This is a genomic window from Magnetococcales bacterium, assembly GCA_015231755.1.
Classification (GTDB): domain Bacteria; phylum Pseudomonadota; class Magnetococcia; order Magnetococcales; family Magnetaquicoccaceae; genus Magnetaquiglobus.
This window is the reverse complement of sequence record JADGAZ010000002.1, coordinates 180,645-192,206: the sequence shown is the minus strand read 5'-3', so window position 1 is coordinate 192,206 and position 11,562 is coordinate 180,645. Positions and strand designations below refer to the sequence as shown.

The 11,562-nt window shown below is 60.4% G+C and carries 14 protein-coding genes; 5 read left to right on the top strand and 9 right to left on the bottom strand.

The features are described from left to right. Window positions 1–88: 88 nt before the first annotated feature. Entirely contained in the window at window positions 89–583 is a 495-nt protein-coding gene (locus tag HQL98_02255) for a hypothetical protein (protein ID MBF0270885.1), read from the top strand. Between the two features lie 7 nt (window positions 584–590). Here the strand turns inward: HQL98_02255 and pyrE are convergent, their stop codons facing one another. Beyond that, window positions 591–1,247 carry an orotate phosphoribosyltransferase gene (pyrE, locus tag HQL98_02250; protein ID MBF0270884.1) on the bottom strand — a complete coding sequence of 219 codons (657 nt, stop codon included), beginning with the start codon at window positions 1,245–1,247 and terminating at the stop codon, window positions 591–593. Window positions 1,248–1,301: 54 nt separating this feature from the next. Between pyrE and HQL98_02245 the strand changes: the two genes are divergently transcribed. Next, entirely contained in the window at window positions 1,302–1,592 is a 291-nt protein-coding gene (locus HQL98_02245; protein ID MBF0270883.1) for a septum formation initiator family protein, read from the top strand. 79 nt (window positions 1,593–1,671) lie between these two features. Here the strand turns inward: HQL98_02245 and HQL98_02240 are convergent, their stop codons facing one another. Next, window positions 1,672–2,271, bottom strand: coding sequence for a helix-turn-helix transcriptional regulator (locus HQL98_02240; protein ID MBF0270882.1), 600 nt, complete (start codon window positions 2,269–2,271; stop codon window positions 1,672–1,674). Window positions 2,272–2,500: 229 nt separating this feature from the next. Here HQL98_02240 and HQL98_02235 point away from each other — a divergent pair, with 229 nt between their 5' ends. Then, a complete protein-coding gene (locus HQL98_02235; protein ID MBF0270881.1) occupies window positions 2,501–3,070 on the top strand; it encodes a host-nuclease inhibitor Gam family protein in 570 nt (189 codons plus the stop codon). Next, window positions 3,070–3,438, top strand: a complete 369-nt coding sequence (locus tag HQL98_02230) for a hypothetical protein (GenBank protein ID MBF0270880.1) — start codon at window positions 3,070–3,072, stop codon at window positions 3,436–3,438. The genes HQL98_02235 and HQL98_02230 overlap by 1 nt, the downstream gene beginning before the upstream one ends. 39 nt (window positions 3,439–3,477) lie before the next feature. Here the strand turns inward: HQL98_02230 and HQL98_02225 are convergent, their stop codons facing one another. Then, on the bottom strand, window positions 3,478–4,125 hold the full coding sequence (locus HQL98_02225) for a hypothetical protein (protein MBF0270879.1): 648 nt from the start codon (window positions 4,123–4,125) through the stop codon (window positions 3,478–3,480). Between the two features lie 324 nt (window positions 4,126–4,449). Between HQL98_02225 and HQL98_02220 the strand changes: the two genes are divergently transcribed. Continuing rightward, window positions 4,450–5,022 carry a DUF1804 family protein gene (locus HQL98_02220; GenBank protein ID MBF0270878.1) on the top strand — a complete coding sequence of 191 codons (573 nt, stop codon included), beginning with the start codon at window positions 4,450–4,452 and terminating at the stop codon, window positions 5,020–5,022. 11 nt (window positions 5,023–5,033) lie between these two features. Here HQL98_02220 and HQL98_02215 read toward each other — a convergent pair whose 3' ends face one another. The 6 genes from HQL98_02215 to HQL98_02190 all read right to left on the bottom strand — a co-directional run bounded on the left by HQL98_02215 (window position 5,034) and on the right by HQL98_02190 (window position 11,548). Beyond that, window positions 5,034–6,707 (bottom strand): GGDEF domain-containing protein, encoded by a 1,674-nt coding sequence (locus HQL98_02215; protein ID MBF0270877.1) that lies wholly within the window; start codon window positions 6,705–6,707, stop codon window positions 5,034–5,036. Window positions 6,708–6,822: 115 nt separating this feature from the next. Next, window positions 6,823–8,730: an amidotransferase 1, exosortase A system-associated gene (locus tag HQL98_02210; protein MBF0270876.1), complete on the bottom strand. Its 1,908-nt coding sequence runs from the start codon at window positions 8,728–8,730 to the stop codon at window positions 6,823–6,825. Beyond that, window positions 8,705–9,829: a nucleotidyltransferase family protein gene (locus HQL98_02205; protein ID MBF0270875.1), complete on the bottom strand. Its 1,125-nt coding sequence runs from the start codon at window positions 9,827–9,829 to the stop codon at window positions 8,705–8,707. Before HQL98_02205 ends, HQL98_02210 begins: the two co-directional genes overlap by 26 nt. Beyond that, entirely contained in the window at window positions 9,826–10,752 is a 927-nt protein-coding gene (locus HQL98_02200; GenBank protein ID MBF0270874.1) for an HprK-related kinase A, read from the bottom strand. The genes HQL98_02205 and HQL98_02200 overlap by 4 nt, the downstream gene beginning before the upstream one ends. Beyond that, window positions 10,749–11,042 carry an HPr-rel-A system PqqD family peptide chaperone gene (locus HQL98_02195; GenBank protein MBF0270873.1) on the bottom strand — a complete coding sequence of 98 codons (294 nt, stop codon included), beginning with the start codon at window positions 11,040–11,042 and terminating at the stop codon, window positions 10,749–10,751. The genes HQL98_02200 and HQL98_02195 overlap by 4 nt, the downstream gene beginning before the upstream one ends. Then, window positions 11,039–11,548 (bottom strand): hypothetical protein, encoded by a 510-nt coding sequence (locus tag HQL98_02190; GenBank protein ID MBF0270872.1) that lies wholly within the window; start codon window positions 11,546–11,548, stop codon window positions 11,039–11,041. The genes HQL98_02195 and HQL98_02190 overlap by 4 nt, the downstream gene beginning before the upstream one ends. Window positions 11,549–11,562 lie beyond the last annotated feature (14 nt).

Genomic DNA, 11,562 nt, shown 5'->3' with positions numbered 1-11,562 from the left:
TCGAAAACGGCATCATGGATCGTCGGGCAGAGCGGGCTCATGGCGTAGCGCCTGGGCGTTCATCGCGGGTTGAAAGGAGGTCGGTGGCATGGGGGTTTCCCGGATTTTCGCGGCGGCGTTGATTCTTTTATTACCATGGACGGGCCATGGCGCAGAGAACTCCTACAAGGAGGTCTACAAGAACGGTCGGTTCACGGTGCGCAAGGTCGAGGGGGCTTGCAAGCTGGAGATCCTGCTGGCCAAGAACGAACGGGATCATCAGGCGATCTTGGCTTTGTTTCCTTCCGAGGATTATTACGGCGAGCTGTTCACGGAACGTGAAAAAGTGGGATTGGCACGTGACAAAGTGTTGATCTCCTTCGACAACAGCAAGCCGCGCAGCATACCTTTCGTCCCGGACGCCGATGCCAAGGACAGCTATTGGCGATGGCAGTATCTGGAGGATACCCAGGAGCTTTTGGCCATGATCCAGAAGCGGGGCGAGATGCGTATCAGTTTTTCCAACGGTACCAAGACCTTTGATTTTGCCGTCCCCTTGAAGGGGAGCGGCAAGGCTGTGGCGGCGTTGCGCGGTTGCCGTTGAGGGCGTCTCAGGCCACACCCCACTGTTCCCGGTAGGACAGAATCGATTGCAGTTGTTGTGTGTGATCGGGTTTGCGCGCCAGCAGCCGGATCAGGTCTTCCAGTCGGGCGATGGCGATGACCGGAACCTGATAGGTGGTTTGAATTTCCTGTGTGGCGCTGGTGGAGCCGGTGCCACGTTCTTGTCGGTCCAGGGCGATCACCACGCCCGCCAGGGTGGCTTTGGCCTGTTGGATCCACTCCACCGATTCGCGGATCGAGGTTCCGGCGCTGATGACATCATCCACGATCAGCACCTTGCCTTGCAGCGGTGCGCCGATAATGTTGCCCCCTTCGCCATGGTCTTTGGTTTCCTTGCGGTTGTAGGCAAAGGGCAGGTTTTTGTCATGATCCCGTGCCAGGCTGATGGCTGTGGCCGCTGCCAGGGGGATGCCTTTGTAGGCCGGGCCGAAGAGCATATCGAACGGGGTTTGAGCGTTCATGAGGGTTTCGGCGTAGAAGCTGCCCAGTTGGGCCAGCAGGCGTCCATCGTGGAAGAGTCCCGCGTTGAAAAAATAGGGGCTGGATCGTCCGGCTTTGGTTTGGAAGGTGCCGAAGCGCAGCACATCGGCCTGGATGGCGAAGTCGAGAAATTTTTCGGCGGTGGTGGTGTGTTCGATGGTCATGATCGGTTCATTCTTGGAATGGTGGTTGGTGGATGATGTGAGGGAGTGTACGACATGAGTCAGGGAACATCCAAGGGGGTGTTGTTGGGTTTGGCGCTTTTGGTGGCCAATGCCTGGGCGCAGTATTTGTTATGGTTTGGCGGGCAGGGGTTGGTGCGGTGGCGGCAGACGGAGAAGGAGTTGATTTCCGTGCGTTCGGAGGTCAACGAGGTGGAGAATCGCATTCATGAGTTGAAGGAGGAGATTCGGCTTTTGGAGAAGGATCCCACGGCGGTTGAGGGGGTGGCGCGTCGTGATTTGGGTTTGGTGTATCCTGATGAGATTATTTTTATTGTTCCCAATTGAATTTTCCCAATTCCCATCCCCGTTTTGACGACAGCCTCCAATAGTGGAGGGGCGATTGACTCGGGATTTTTTCCTGACTTCAAATTCTGCGACTGATCCAGACCACACGACCGATAATCACCAGTTGTGACCGCCGTTCCGGAGGTATGACAACATCCTCATAAGCCGGATTGTCACACCCCACCCGCACCTCCCCACCCAACCCCCGCTGCAACCGCTTGGGAATCCTCTTCCCCTCCACCTCCAACAGATAAATCCCATCCCCGCCAACCGCATTCTCCCGCGGATCCACCCGCATCCAATCCCCGCAACGCAACAACGGCTCCATGCCATCCCCATCCACCATCACCCACATACCCGGCATCGATCCCCCATCCGCCCCTTCCTCCTCCCCCCAAATCTCCGGCGCCAACCATCTTTCCGACTCCTCCACCGCTTCGACCCTCCCCCTCGATCCCCCCGACACCCGCTCCCGTCCGGTCAAAAGCCAATTGATGGAAACATCCGTCCCCTCCGCAATCCTCAACAACGTGGCCGTGGAAGGGGATGCCTGCCGTAACAACCCATGCATGGTGGCCTTGGGAATACCCATGCGAATCGCCCAGGCATAAGGGGGATCGTTGCCGATCAGCGACAACAGACGTTGGGTGAATCCGGGGATGGATTGTTTGTGGTTCATGGCTGCGCTCCTCGCTGAAAATCAAAAACCGAACTCTGGTATCCTGCGGGTTGAACATCTTATATTTCAATAATGCCTGTCATGCAATTCAATAAGGATTATAAATGATTCATGATTGTAAGCAACAGTAATTTTTTAAATCTTTTTTCTTGACAATGCGCATGCAAAATCCGAGTATTTCTGGCAGGGATTAATCAAAAACCGAACCAATCAAGGACAGGAGGCGAGGATGACAGTCAGCAAACGCAGCAAACCGGACAACCTTGTGGTGGTGCGGGATCTGAAGGAAGCCAATGGGGTGCTGGGGGAGATCGCGCAACTCAAACGCAGCATCGACGCCATCGAGGCGGATATGAACGCCAGTATCGATCGGATCAAACGGTCGGCGGCGGCCTTTTCCGCGCCCCGTCGCGCCCGTCTGGAATCCCTGGCCAATGGACTGCTGGCCTTCGCCGAATTCAACAAGGAAGCACTGTTCGCCAAACGACGGGGAATCGAATTGTCATTTGGCGTGCTGGGCTTTCGCAAATCCAGCGAATTGAAACCCCAAGGCCGGGGTACCTGGGCACAGGTTTTGGGCAGGATCAAGGAATTGGGCGTGGTGGAGGGAATCCGGGTCAGAGAGGATGTCAACCGGGAGGCGATGCGCGCTTGGACCGATGAACGCCTGGGAGTGCTGGGCGTGCGTCGGGTGGAAAAGGATCTGTTCTGGTACGAACTCAAAATGGAAAGCCTGAATCCGGAAATGGATCTGCCAGGAACAGGCTCGTCAGCGGTCGGCGTGGAGGAGGTGGCGTGATGAGTGGTCTGGAGTTGATCTTGAAAGAGGATCTGCCGGGTTCTTTGGAGGAGATCGCCGAGGTGATCGGGCGGGAAGGAGCGTTGCAGTTGGTGAATGCCTGCGGGGGCACCCGGATTTTCGTGCCGCGCAAACTGCGGGTGCAACACAAACTGGTGACCATGCTGGGATTTGAACAGGCCCGCAGACTGTCCCATCATTTCGGCGGGGAAACCTTGACCGTGGTGCGGGCCGCGGAACTGTTGCGCCGTACCCGCAACCGGGAGATCGTCCGACGCTACGACGCGGGTACGGGGGTGCGACAGTTGGCGCGGGACAATGCCCTCACCGAGCGTCAGATCTACGCGATTTTGTCCAGTGTGGCGTGACCAGGCCCCTGCCTGAAAGCAAGGGGCCGTGATCCGTACTCACAGCACTTTCTTGAGGGATTGATCGATCTTTTTGGACATGGAAGAGATTTCGCTGATGACCCGGTCGATGTCTCCGGCCAGATCCCGCGCCACCCGGGCGGTGCTTTTGACTTCCCCCGCCACCACCGCGAACCCCTTGCCGAACTCGCCGGCCCGGGAGGCCTGAATGCCGGCATTGATGGCCAAGACTTCCAGTTCGTTGGAGATTTTTTCGATGCCGTGCAGGGTTTTGGAAACGTCACGGGTGTTGCGGTCGATCTCCTGGCGGACACCGGCCAGATCGGAGAAAACCTGATGATTGGCCTGACCCCGTTGTTCGCTGAAGACCTTGTGCAGCATCAGCATCACGGAACCGGGGATGACACCGGCTTGCCCAACCAGATCGGTGATCATGCGCAGGGTTTCCGGGGAGCCTGTGCAGTCGATGATCAGGTCGGTTTTGAAATTTTTCAAGGCGACCTCGGGCTTGGTCAAGGTTTTGATGCCCAGTTTTTTGGCCATGGCCAAGCCCGGTGCCGCAGAGTCGGTATCGGCCACGAACAGGATTTCCACGCTTTTGTTATGGGAGAAGAGTTCCAGGATTTCGCATCCATCCTTGTCGGCACCCATGATGCCGATTTTCTTGCCATTTTCACTGGTTGCCATTGTCGTTCCACCCCGTGGTGCCGGATCACTGTGTGTTGCGGTCGTTTCAGGTCGCGAACGTTCCTCCGGAGTTTGACAGCGGGTTGATGCTGTCGTGAACGGTGGTGGGACGCGGTTGACAGACCGATTGAAGATGCTTTTTTAGAATAGCATAAGATTGTGTTGAAAGGTAACGGGGTTTGTTGCAAAAGACACGGATTCTTGCGTGGGGGGGATGGCGCGCCGAACTCCTTCACCTTTTGGGCGGGTATTTTTTTTCATAGGATCATCAAGGATTTATCGTGCAGAGGAGACTGTAAATGACCTTGATACGGAACAGGATCCATGAAAAATAATACCTGTGTTGAAAATGTCGCGGACGAAATCAGAAGTTCAGGATCCGGCGAGACGATGCGTCATGCCGTGCGCATGGCCTACCGGGACAACGGCGGCAATCTGGCCAAGGCGGCGCGGGAACATGGCATTGCCGAAAGCACCGCCCGCCGGTGGCGTGCCGGGGATCGGGAACAGGGTGTGGACTGGGAGGTGAACCCGTCTTCCGGGCCATGGGATCAGGCGGCGGCCTGCCTGGTGGGCAATCGGCGGGAGCGGCTGGTGAGCGCCTTGCTGGAGGATTATTTGGGATTGCACAAAGAGGCGGTGGAGGCGGTGAAGGGGGGAGAGGTCAAGCCGTTGGAACGGGTGGAAGCCTTGTCCCGACTCTCCCAGGCCCTGGACCGCACCTTGCGCGCCCTGGGCAAGGCCAGTCCGGAGTTGTCACGTCTGGCGGTGGCCCGTTGGGTTTTGGAGCGTCAGGCCGAATTTGTCCGGCTGCGGTATCCGGAGCATCTCGGCGTGCTGGTGGAGATTTTGGAGCCTTTCGGCGCGGAACTGGTGCGGGAGATGGATAAGGGGTGACCCCCCTTTTTTTAGTGGTGGCTGGTGGGGGATTGGTTGGGGGGGTCGCCGTGCAGACGGCAGACACCCCGTCCTGCCTCCTTGGCGGCATACAACGCCACGTCGGCGTGTTTGAGCAAGGTTTCCAGTGTGGTGGCGTGATCCGGATAGATGGAAACCCCCACACTGACCCCGATGACACAATCATGTCCCTTGAGCAGATACGGACGCGCCACATCCTGAATGAGTCGCTCTCCCAGCAGACGGGCGGTCTCCCCTTCGGCGCACTCCGGCAACAAGGCGGCGAATTCGTCCCCGCCCAAACGAAACACCACATCGGAATCCCGCAGGGCGTGCTTCAGTCGACCGGAAACCTCCTTGAGCAACAGATCGCCGATGTCGTGTCCCAGGGTGTCGTTGACCGGCTTGAAATGATCCAGATCCAGATACATCACCGCCATGCGCCGCTGATAGCGATGACAGACGGCCAGGGATTTTTCCACCAGTTGGGTGAACAGTCTCCGGTTGCCCAGACCCGTGAGGGGATCCCGGATGGCCATGTCCTCGAAACGTTCCTTTTGGTGGTGCAACTCTCCGATGTAGGAGTAGATGGCGGTGGATGCGGTCTCGAAGGCTTGATCGAGGATTTGGATTTCGTTGCCTTTTTCCACGTTGACCAACTGGGGAACCTGCAATTTCTGGTTGGAGCACACCTCCACCAGGATCAACGCCTTGTTGCGCAGGCGGTTCAGGGGTTGCAAAATCAGGAAGTGGACGGTCAATCCCAAGGCCAGAATCATCAAAATGATGATCAGGGAGGACCAGGCCAGACGCACCCCGTGATCTTGCAAGGTGATGCGGATGGAACCGGTATCCAGAGGCAGGATCAGACAGAAGGGTTTGCCCACGATCAGCATGGGGGAGTAGTAGAGTCCCCGATACTCTTCGATCAGTTGGGTGATGGGGGTGGTGGTATTCAGGCAGGTGCGGATCCGGGCGGGATCCGGGACCGGCCATTCCGTGGCGTCCAAGGTGCTGGCCAGCATGTCGGCTGGTCCGCCGATGGCGATATTGACCGAGCCTTCGGTGCTGGAGCGTCGCGCCAGATCCGGATGGATCCAGCGACCCAACAGCAGAATGCCAACGGTTTTGCGTTGCACCATGATGGGGGTCATGGCCACGATGGACCAGCGTTGGTTGATGGTGGTGGCCAGCAGATGGCCACCGCTTTTGAGGCTTTTTTGCAGGGTTTCTTTGGGGAAGGCGTCGTCCGTGTCCGAGCCTTCGGTGCTGAACAGGGTTTTGCCCTCCGGATCGATCACCCCGACCAGATCCACCCCATGAATGGTTTCGGCCAGAAACAGCACTTTGCGCATCAGACGGTTGAAGTCCTGGGCGTGGAGGGTGAGGGCTTCTTGCAGTTCTCCATCCCGGGAGACCACATGGGCCAGTTGCATCAGCCCCCCGGCCTCGTGATCCACATGAAAGCCGATCTGGGCGGCCCGGGCCTCGTTTTCGATGCGGGCTTTGTTGTGCAAGGATTCGTAGAGGAAGGGATAATTGATGAAATATCCCACACCCATGGTGACCAGGACCGTCAGAATCAACAGTCCCACGATTGGAAACAACAGGCTGCGTCCGCGCAGAATGCGGGATCCTGTCGTGATTGGAATGGATGTTGGAATGCCTATCTCCGCCTCGTCCATGCTGGAACGATTCCCCCTCCCGTTCAGAGTGACTGGCATGCAAACCCGAAGGAGGATACGTGCTTTGGGGAGGGTTTGCAAGAAAACTGCGCGTAAAATAATGTGTGAATGAGTGTTAATATTGGTTGTTGTGTGTGTGCTGGCGCGTGAACGATTCAAACATCAGTAGCGCCCAGAGCGGAGCGGAGAAGTCATGACTGCCGGATAGATGGCTGGTCACCAGTCGCCGCAAGGTTTTGGGCTCGAACAACCCTGTGGCCGCCAGGGTCGGTCCCAGCAGCCGTTCCCGCAGCGGTTGGGCCAACGGCCCCCGCAGCCAAGTGGCCAGGGGGAGATTGAAGCCCTGCTTGGGTCGGAACAGAATCTCCGCAGGCAGCAAGGGACGCAGCGCCTCCTTGAACAGATGTTTGCCCACCCCGTGATGCAGTTTCCATTCGGGCGGCAGGCTGGCCAGCCACTCCACCAGGGGATAGTCCAGCAGCGGCGCCCGGACTTCCAGGCCATGGGCCATGCTGGTGCGATCCACCTTCACCAGCACCCGTCCGGCCAGAAATCCCTTGAGGTCCAGATACTGCAACCGGGACAAGGGGTGTTCCGGGGCGTTTTCGGCGTATTGATGCCAGGTCTCCTCGGCGCGAAAGCCTTGCAACTCCCGTCGGGCCTGGGGGCTGAACAGCTCCCGGCGCAGATCTTCCGGCAGGATTTCCACCGACTGGAAGGCCGCCTCCACCCACCCCTTGCCCAACGAGCGCAGGGTCGAACGGGCCCTCAGCCAGCGGGGCGCCCGATCCAGTTTGGGATACCAGCGCCCCGGCAGACCGAAGATCAACCGTCGCAGCCCCAGAGGCAGACGGCTGCGAATGGCCTCTTCGGCCATGAGAAAACGATAGCGGCTGTAACCGGCGAGGTTTTCGTCCCCCCCATCCCCGGAGAGGACCACCTTGGCGTGTTGACGGGCCAGAGCGCACACCAGCCAAGTGGGCAGCGCGGAAGGATCGGCGAAGGGTTCCCCGAAGTGACGCGCCAGCCGGTCCAGCAGATCGAAGCGGGCCGGGTCGGCTTGCGACAGATGATGGCGCAGGCCGTGACGTTGGGCCACCAGGGTGGCGTAGCCGCTTTCGTCGTGGCGGGGATCGGCGAAAGAGACGGTACAGGCTTCCGGGGGGGTGGCGGAGGCCTGGGCCATCAGGGCCGAAACCGCCGACGAGTCGATCCCGCCGGATAAAAAGGTGGCCACCGGCACATCCGAAACCAGATGCGACCGCACCGACTCCCGCAATCGTTCCAGCAGTTCTCGGGCCGCGCTTTCCGGGGTGAGACGGGAAGCGGGATCACACTCGAAACGCGGTTCCCAGTAACGCGCCGGCTGGGGCAGGGGGGCGCCGTTGCGGATCCACAAATGACAGGCGGGGGGAAGCTTGTGGATGCCCGGATAGATCGTGAGGGGATCCGGCACGTAGCCCAGGGCGAAAAAACTTTCCACCGCCGGCATGGACAAAGGCCGCCGGGTATCGCTCGCGGCGGTGAGGCCCCCCAGTTCCGAGGCGAAGCCCACCCAGCCGTCCGCCAGTTCGGCGTAGTACAGGGGTTTCATCCCCAGGCGGTCCCGGGCCAGAAACAGGCTGTGACTGGCCTGATCCCACACCGCGAAGGCGAACATGCCCCGCAGTCGCTGCACACAGTTCACCCCCCAGGACTCCCAGGCGTGCAGAATCACCTCCGAATCCGAGCGGGTGGTGAACCGGTGTCCGAGGTGGAGCAGTTCCTGGCGCAGTTCCTGGAAATTGTAGATCTCTCCGTTGAAGACCAGCCATGCCGAGCCGTCTTCGTTGGTCAAGGGTTGCCTGCCGCCTTCCAGGTCGATGATCGCCAGTCGTCGATGGGCCAGACCCACACCGGGTCCGCTCCAGCTCCCCGCGCCATCCGGACCCCGGTGGCTGTGGGCGTGGTTCATGCGGTCCAGACGGGCCGCGTCCAGGGGTCGCGTCGCGACCCGATCAAACAGTCCGGCGATGCCACACATCGGGATGCCATCGTCTGGCCCATTTGCGGGCCAGATGGGGAAGCAGAAGTTGAGGGGGCATCCGCAGCCAGTGGGAACGGATGTACAGGCACCATGCCGCCAGGGCCGTGAAGGGATCGGATCGGCGTTGATCCGGGTGGCGGGGCAGGATGGTCTGTTTCACCAGGGGATCCAGCAGGAATCGCACCGGCCAGGAGGCCGGAGAAGCCTGACGCGCCGCCCACAGCACCCCATCCGGAACCGGGGTGTGGCACAATCGCGCCGCGCAACGCAGGGCGTGATCCAGAGGGCGGGTCAGATTCAGCACCACCGCCCGGGACACCAGCCGCTCCCAGAATCCCTCCTGTTGGCCATAGTAGTCCAACAGCCCATCCAGATCCAACAGATCCCGCAGCCCCATGCGGCTGAAATCCCCGTCGTGGAACTGATGCACCACCGCGTGCAGCACCAGATCCTCCGGGCACAGGGTCCAGACTCCGGGGTGATCCGCCACGGGTTGCACCCGTTCGAAGAGTCGGGCGGAGTCCGGATGGAGTCGGGCGGTGCGAGGCAGAATGGCGTGATGCAGATCCAGTTCGCTCAGACGCAGCCGATGACGCATGGGGGGCAGTTCGTGCATCCACTCCCGATAATAGCGTTGATCGTAGGCATCCTGGGTGGCCGTGACCCAACCGTGGGCCCGCAGCCGTTGTTCCGCCAGGGGCAGATCGGTTTCCGGAAGCAAAATGTCCACATCGGCGGTGAGTCGGCCTTTGGCCATGGGCAGCTCCCGCAGATGATAGGCCGCTCCTTTGAGCAGGATCACCGGCAATCCGCTGCCGTGAAAGGCCCGCTGGATGCGGTTGACCTCCCAGCGCACCGACCGCTCCCGATCCGCCCCGATCACCCGCGCCCCTTCAAAGATATCCCGGATCCGGGGGGGGAGGGTTTCCAGATTGGCCCTTTGTTCCATCCTGGCACCCAATCCGGCCAGCAGACCGCTGCGTCGAGCCAGACGCAGCACCAGATCCTGGGTTTCCACCCCCATGGCGGCCAAAGAGCCGGGCGTGCGCCATGCCCGCAACAGCCATTCCGCCGGAGGGTGTCCATCGATGGTCATGGGGTCTCTCCGGGGAGGGTCTGTGCATCCAGCAGGGCCACGGCTTCGGCGAGATCCCCATAGGTCAGCTCGAAAAATCGACAGGCCCGGGTCAGCGCCGCCACGGTGGCAAATCCCCGCGCCCCCAGCAGCTCGTAGTTGAAGGAGTGGCTCGCCAGACGCATGAAACCGTGATCCGACGCCATGGGATCCAGTTCCGCCGGGGCCAGGGGTTGGAATTTCGGGGTGATCACCCAGGTGGGGCGGGCGGTTTCCATTTCCGCGTGGACGCTGGCTGCCGGAGGTTGCATGTGGGCCACGCGTCCCTTGCGGGTTTTGGGAAACTCCGGGCCGATGAGCGCCTCGGGGTTGAAAGCGCGAATGACGCCGATGGAGGCGTTTTTCAAGGCGATGGGACGGGGCAACGGATGGACCCTGCCGGTTTCGGGACGCACCAGGGCGAACTCGTCGGAAAACAGCCGCCATCCCCGGGAGACCAGCGCCGCGCACAAGGTGCTTTTGCCGGATCCCGGCAGACCCGGCAGGATCAACGCCCGATCCCCCCGGGCCACCACCGCCGAATGGAGCATCAGATATTGATTGGAGCGACGGGCGATGCCGTAGTTGAAGCCCCATTCGAACAGGGGCAGGGCGTGATCCAGGGGAAAGGGAGCCAGTTCCGTGGGGCCATCCAAATCGAAGAAGACCTGGGGACGCCACCAGCGGCGCACCCCCCGACTGCGCCGCAGACCGATGTGAAAATCCGTGACCTCGCCGGAGTCGGCTTCCACCAGACGATGGGCGCCATACAACCGGTGAAACGGATCGAAAAAATCCCGGGCGTCGCTGTGGAGCCGGGTCACGAACGGTCCGGCCTGCCAACGCACTCCGGTTGTGAGGAGCCGATGGGCCAGTGCATCCGGGGTCAGGTCACCAATTCTCATGAGTCCACGGGGATGATCAAACCGAGCAGATCCAGATCCCGCAACAGGCGGGCGTAGGGTTGGATGGTCTGTGGATCCTGCGGGTCGAGGCCGAGGCGTTCCAGGAGTTCCGACCCGTTCGCCGGCGCCTGCTGCAACTGTTCCAAGGTGGCAATGGCCAAGTCGTTGAGAATATGGGTTTCGTTGGAGGCGGGATTGAACAGCAGATGGCTTGTTCCGAACGGCTCCCGGAGCCAATGGGCGGCGTGGGGAGCCATCCAACGCCACGGCGCGTTGAATGGGGTGTTCAAGGATGCCCTGTGATGCCGGAGGTGTTGCCCGAGTTGTGGAAAGAGAACCAACAAGAGCTTGTGACCGCCTTGTATCCGGCGGTTTTGCCATAGGAGTTGGTGGCGCTGGCGGTGTGGTCGAACCAGCCGTTGTCCGGATCGAAATAGACCAGACACTGATCGCTGGTTCCGCCGGAGCCGCCGGTGAGGACGCCGGTTTGGTTGGTATAGTCGAAAAAGGTGCTGCGACTGGCCCGGATCCAGTCATCCGCGGCGGATTGGCAGGGGTCGCCGATGGTGGTGGCATCGGGCATTTCGTCCATGCAGGCCTGCTGACTGCCGAATTTGGCCAGGGCATCCCGTTGCAGCGTGAGAATGACCGGAACCGAGACCCCGACACCGATCAGCCCCTTGAGCAAACGCCGTCGCCGGAGATCACCGGGAGGGGTCTGGTTTGCCGCGTTGGCATCCGGATCCGCGCCCTCGGGTGGCGGGCTGTGCGGGATCGGGTCGGAAGATTGGGACATGTCAAACTCTCCTG

What these genes read in the sequence shown, in the direction of transcription:
- HQL98_02220 (MBF0270878.1), top strand. Translation starts at nt 4,450, where the DNA reads ATGAAAAATAATACCTGTGTTGAAAATGTCGCGGACGAAATCAGAAGT.
- HQL98_02255 (MBF0270885.1), top strand. Translation starts at nt 89, where the DNA reads ATGGGGGTTTCCCGGATTTTCGCGGCGGCGTTGATTCTTTTATTACCA.
- HQL98_02210 (MBF0270876.1), bottom strand. Translation starts at nt 8,730, where the DNA reads ATGTGTGGCATCGCCGGACTGTTTGATCGGGTCGCGACGCGACCCCTG.
- HQL98_02215 (MBF0270877.1), bottom strand. Translation starts at nt 6,707, where the DNA reads ATGGACGAGGCGGAGATAGGCATTCCAACATCCATTCCAATCACGACA.
- HQL98_02190 (MBF0270872.1), bottom strand. Translation starts at nt 11,548, where the DNA reads ATGTCCCAATCTTCCGACCCGATCCCGCACAGCCCGCCACCCGAGGGC.
- HQL98_02235 (MBF0270881.1), top strand. Translation starts at nt 2,501, where the DNA reads ATGACAGTCAGCAAACGCAGCAAACCGGACAACCTTGTGGTGGTGCGG.
- HQL98_02205 (MBF0270875.1), bottom strand. Translation starts at nt 9,829, where the DNA reads ATGACCATCGATGGACACCCTCCGGCGGAATGGCTGTTGCGGGCATGG.
- HQL98_02230 (MBF0270880.1), top strand. Translation starts at nt 3,070, where the DNA reads ATGAGTGGTCTGGAGTTGATCTTGAAAGAGGATCTGCCGGGTTCTTTG.
- HQL98_02245 (MBF0270883.1), top strand. Translation starts at nt 1,302, where the DNA reads ATGAGTCAGGGAACATCCAAGGGGGTGTTGTTGGGTTTGGCGCTTTTG.
- pyrE (MBF0270884.1), bottom strand. Translation starts at nt 1,247, where the DNA reads ATGACCATCGAACACACCACCACCGCCGAAAAATTTCTCGACTTCGCC.
- HQL98_02200 (MBF0270874.1), bottom strand. Translation starts at nt 10,752, where the DNA reads ATGAGAATTGGTGACCTGACCCCGGATGCACTGGCCCATCGGCTCCTC.
- HQL98_02225 (MBF0270879.1), bottom strand. Translation starts at nt 4,125, where the DNA reads ATGGCAACCAGTGAAAATGGCAAGAAAATCGGCATCATGGGTGCCGAC.
- HQL98_02240 (MBF0270882.1), bottom strand. Translation starts at nt 2,271, where the DNA reads ATGAACCACAAACAATCCATCCCCGGATTCACCCAACGTCTGTTGTCG.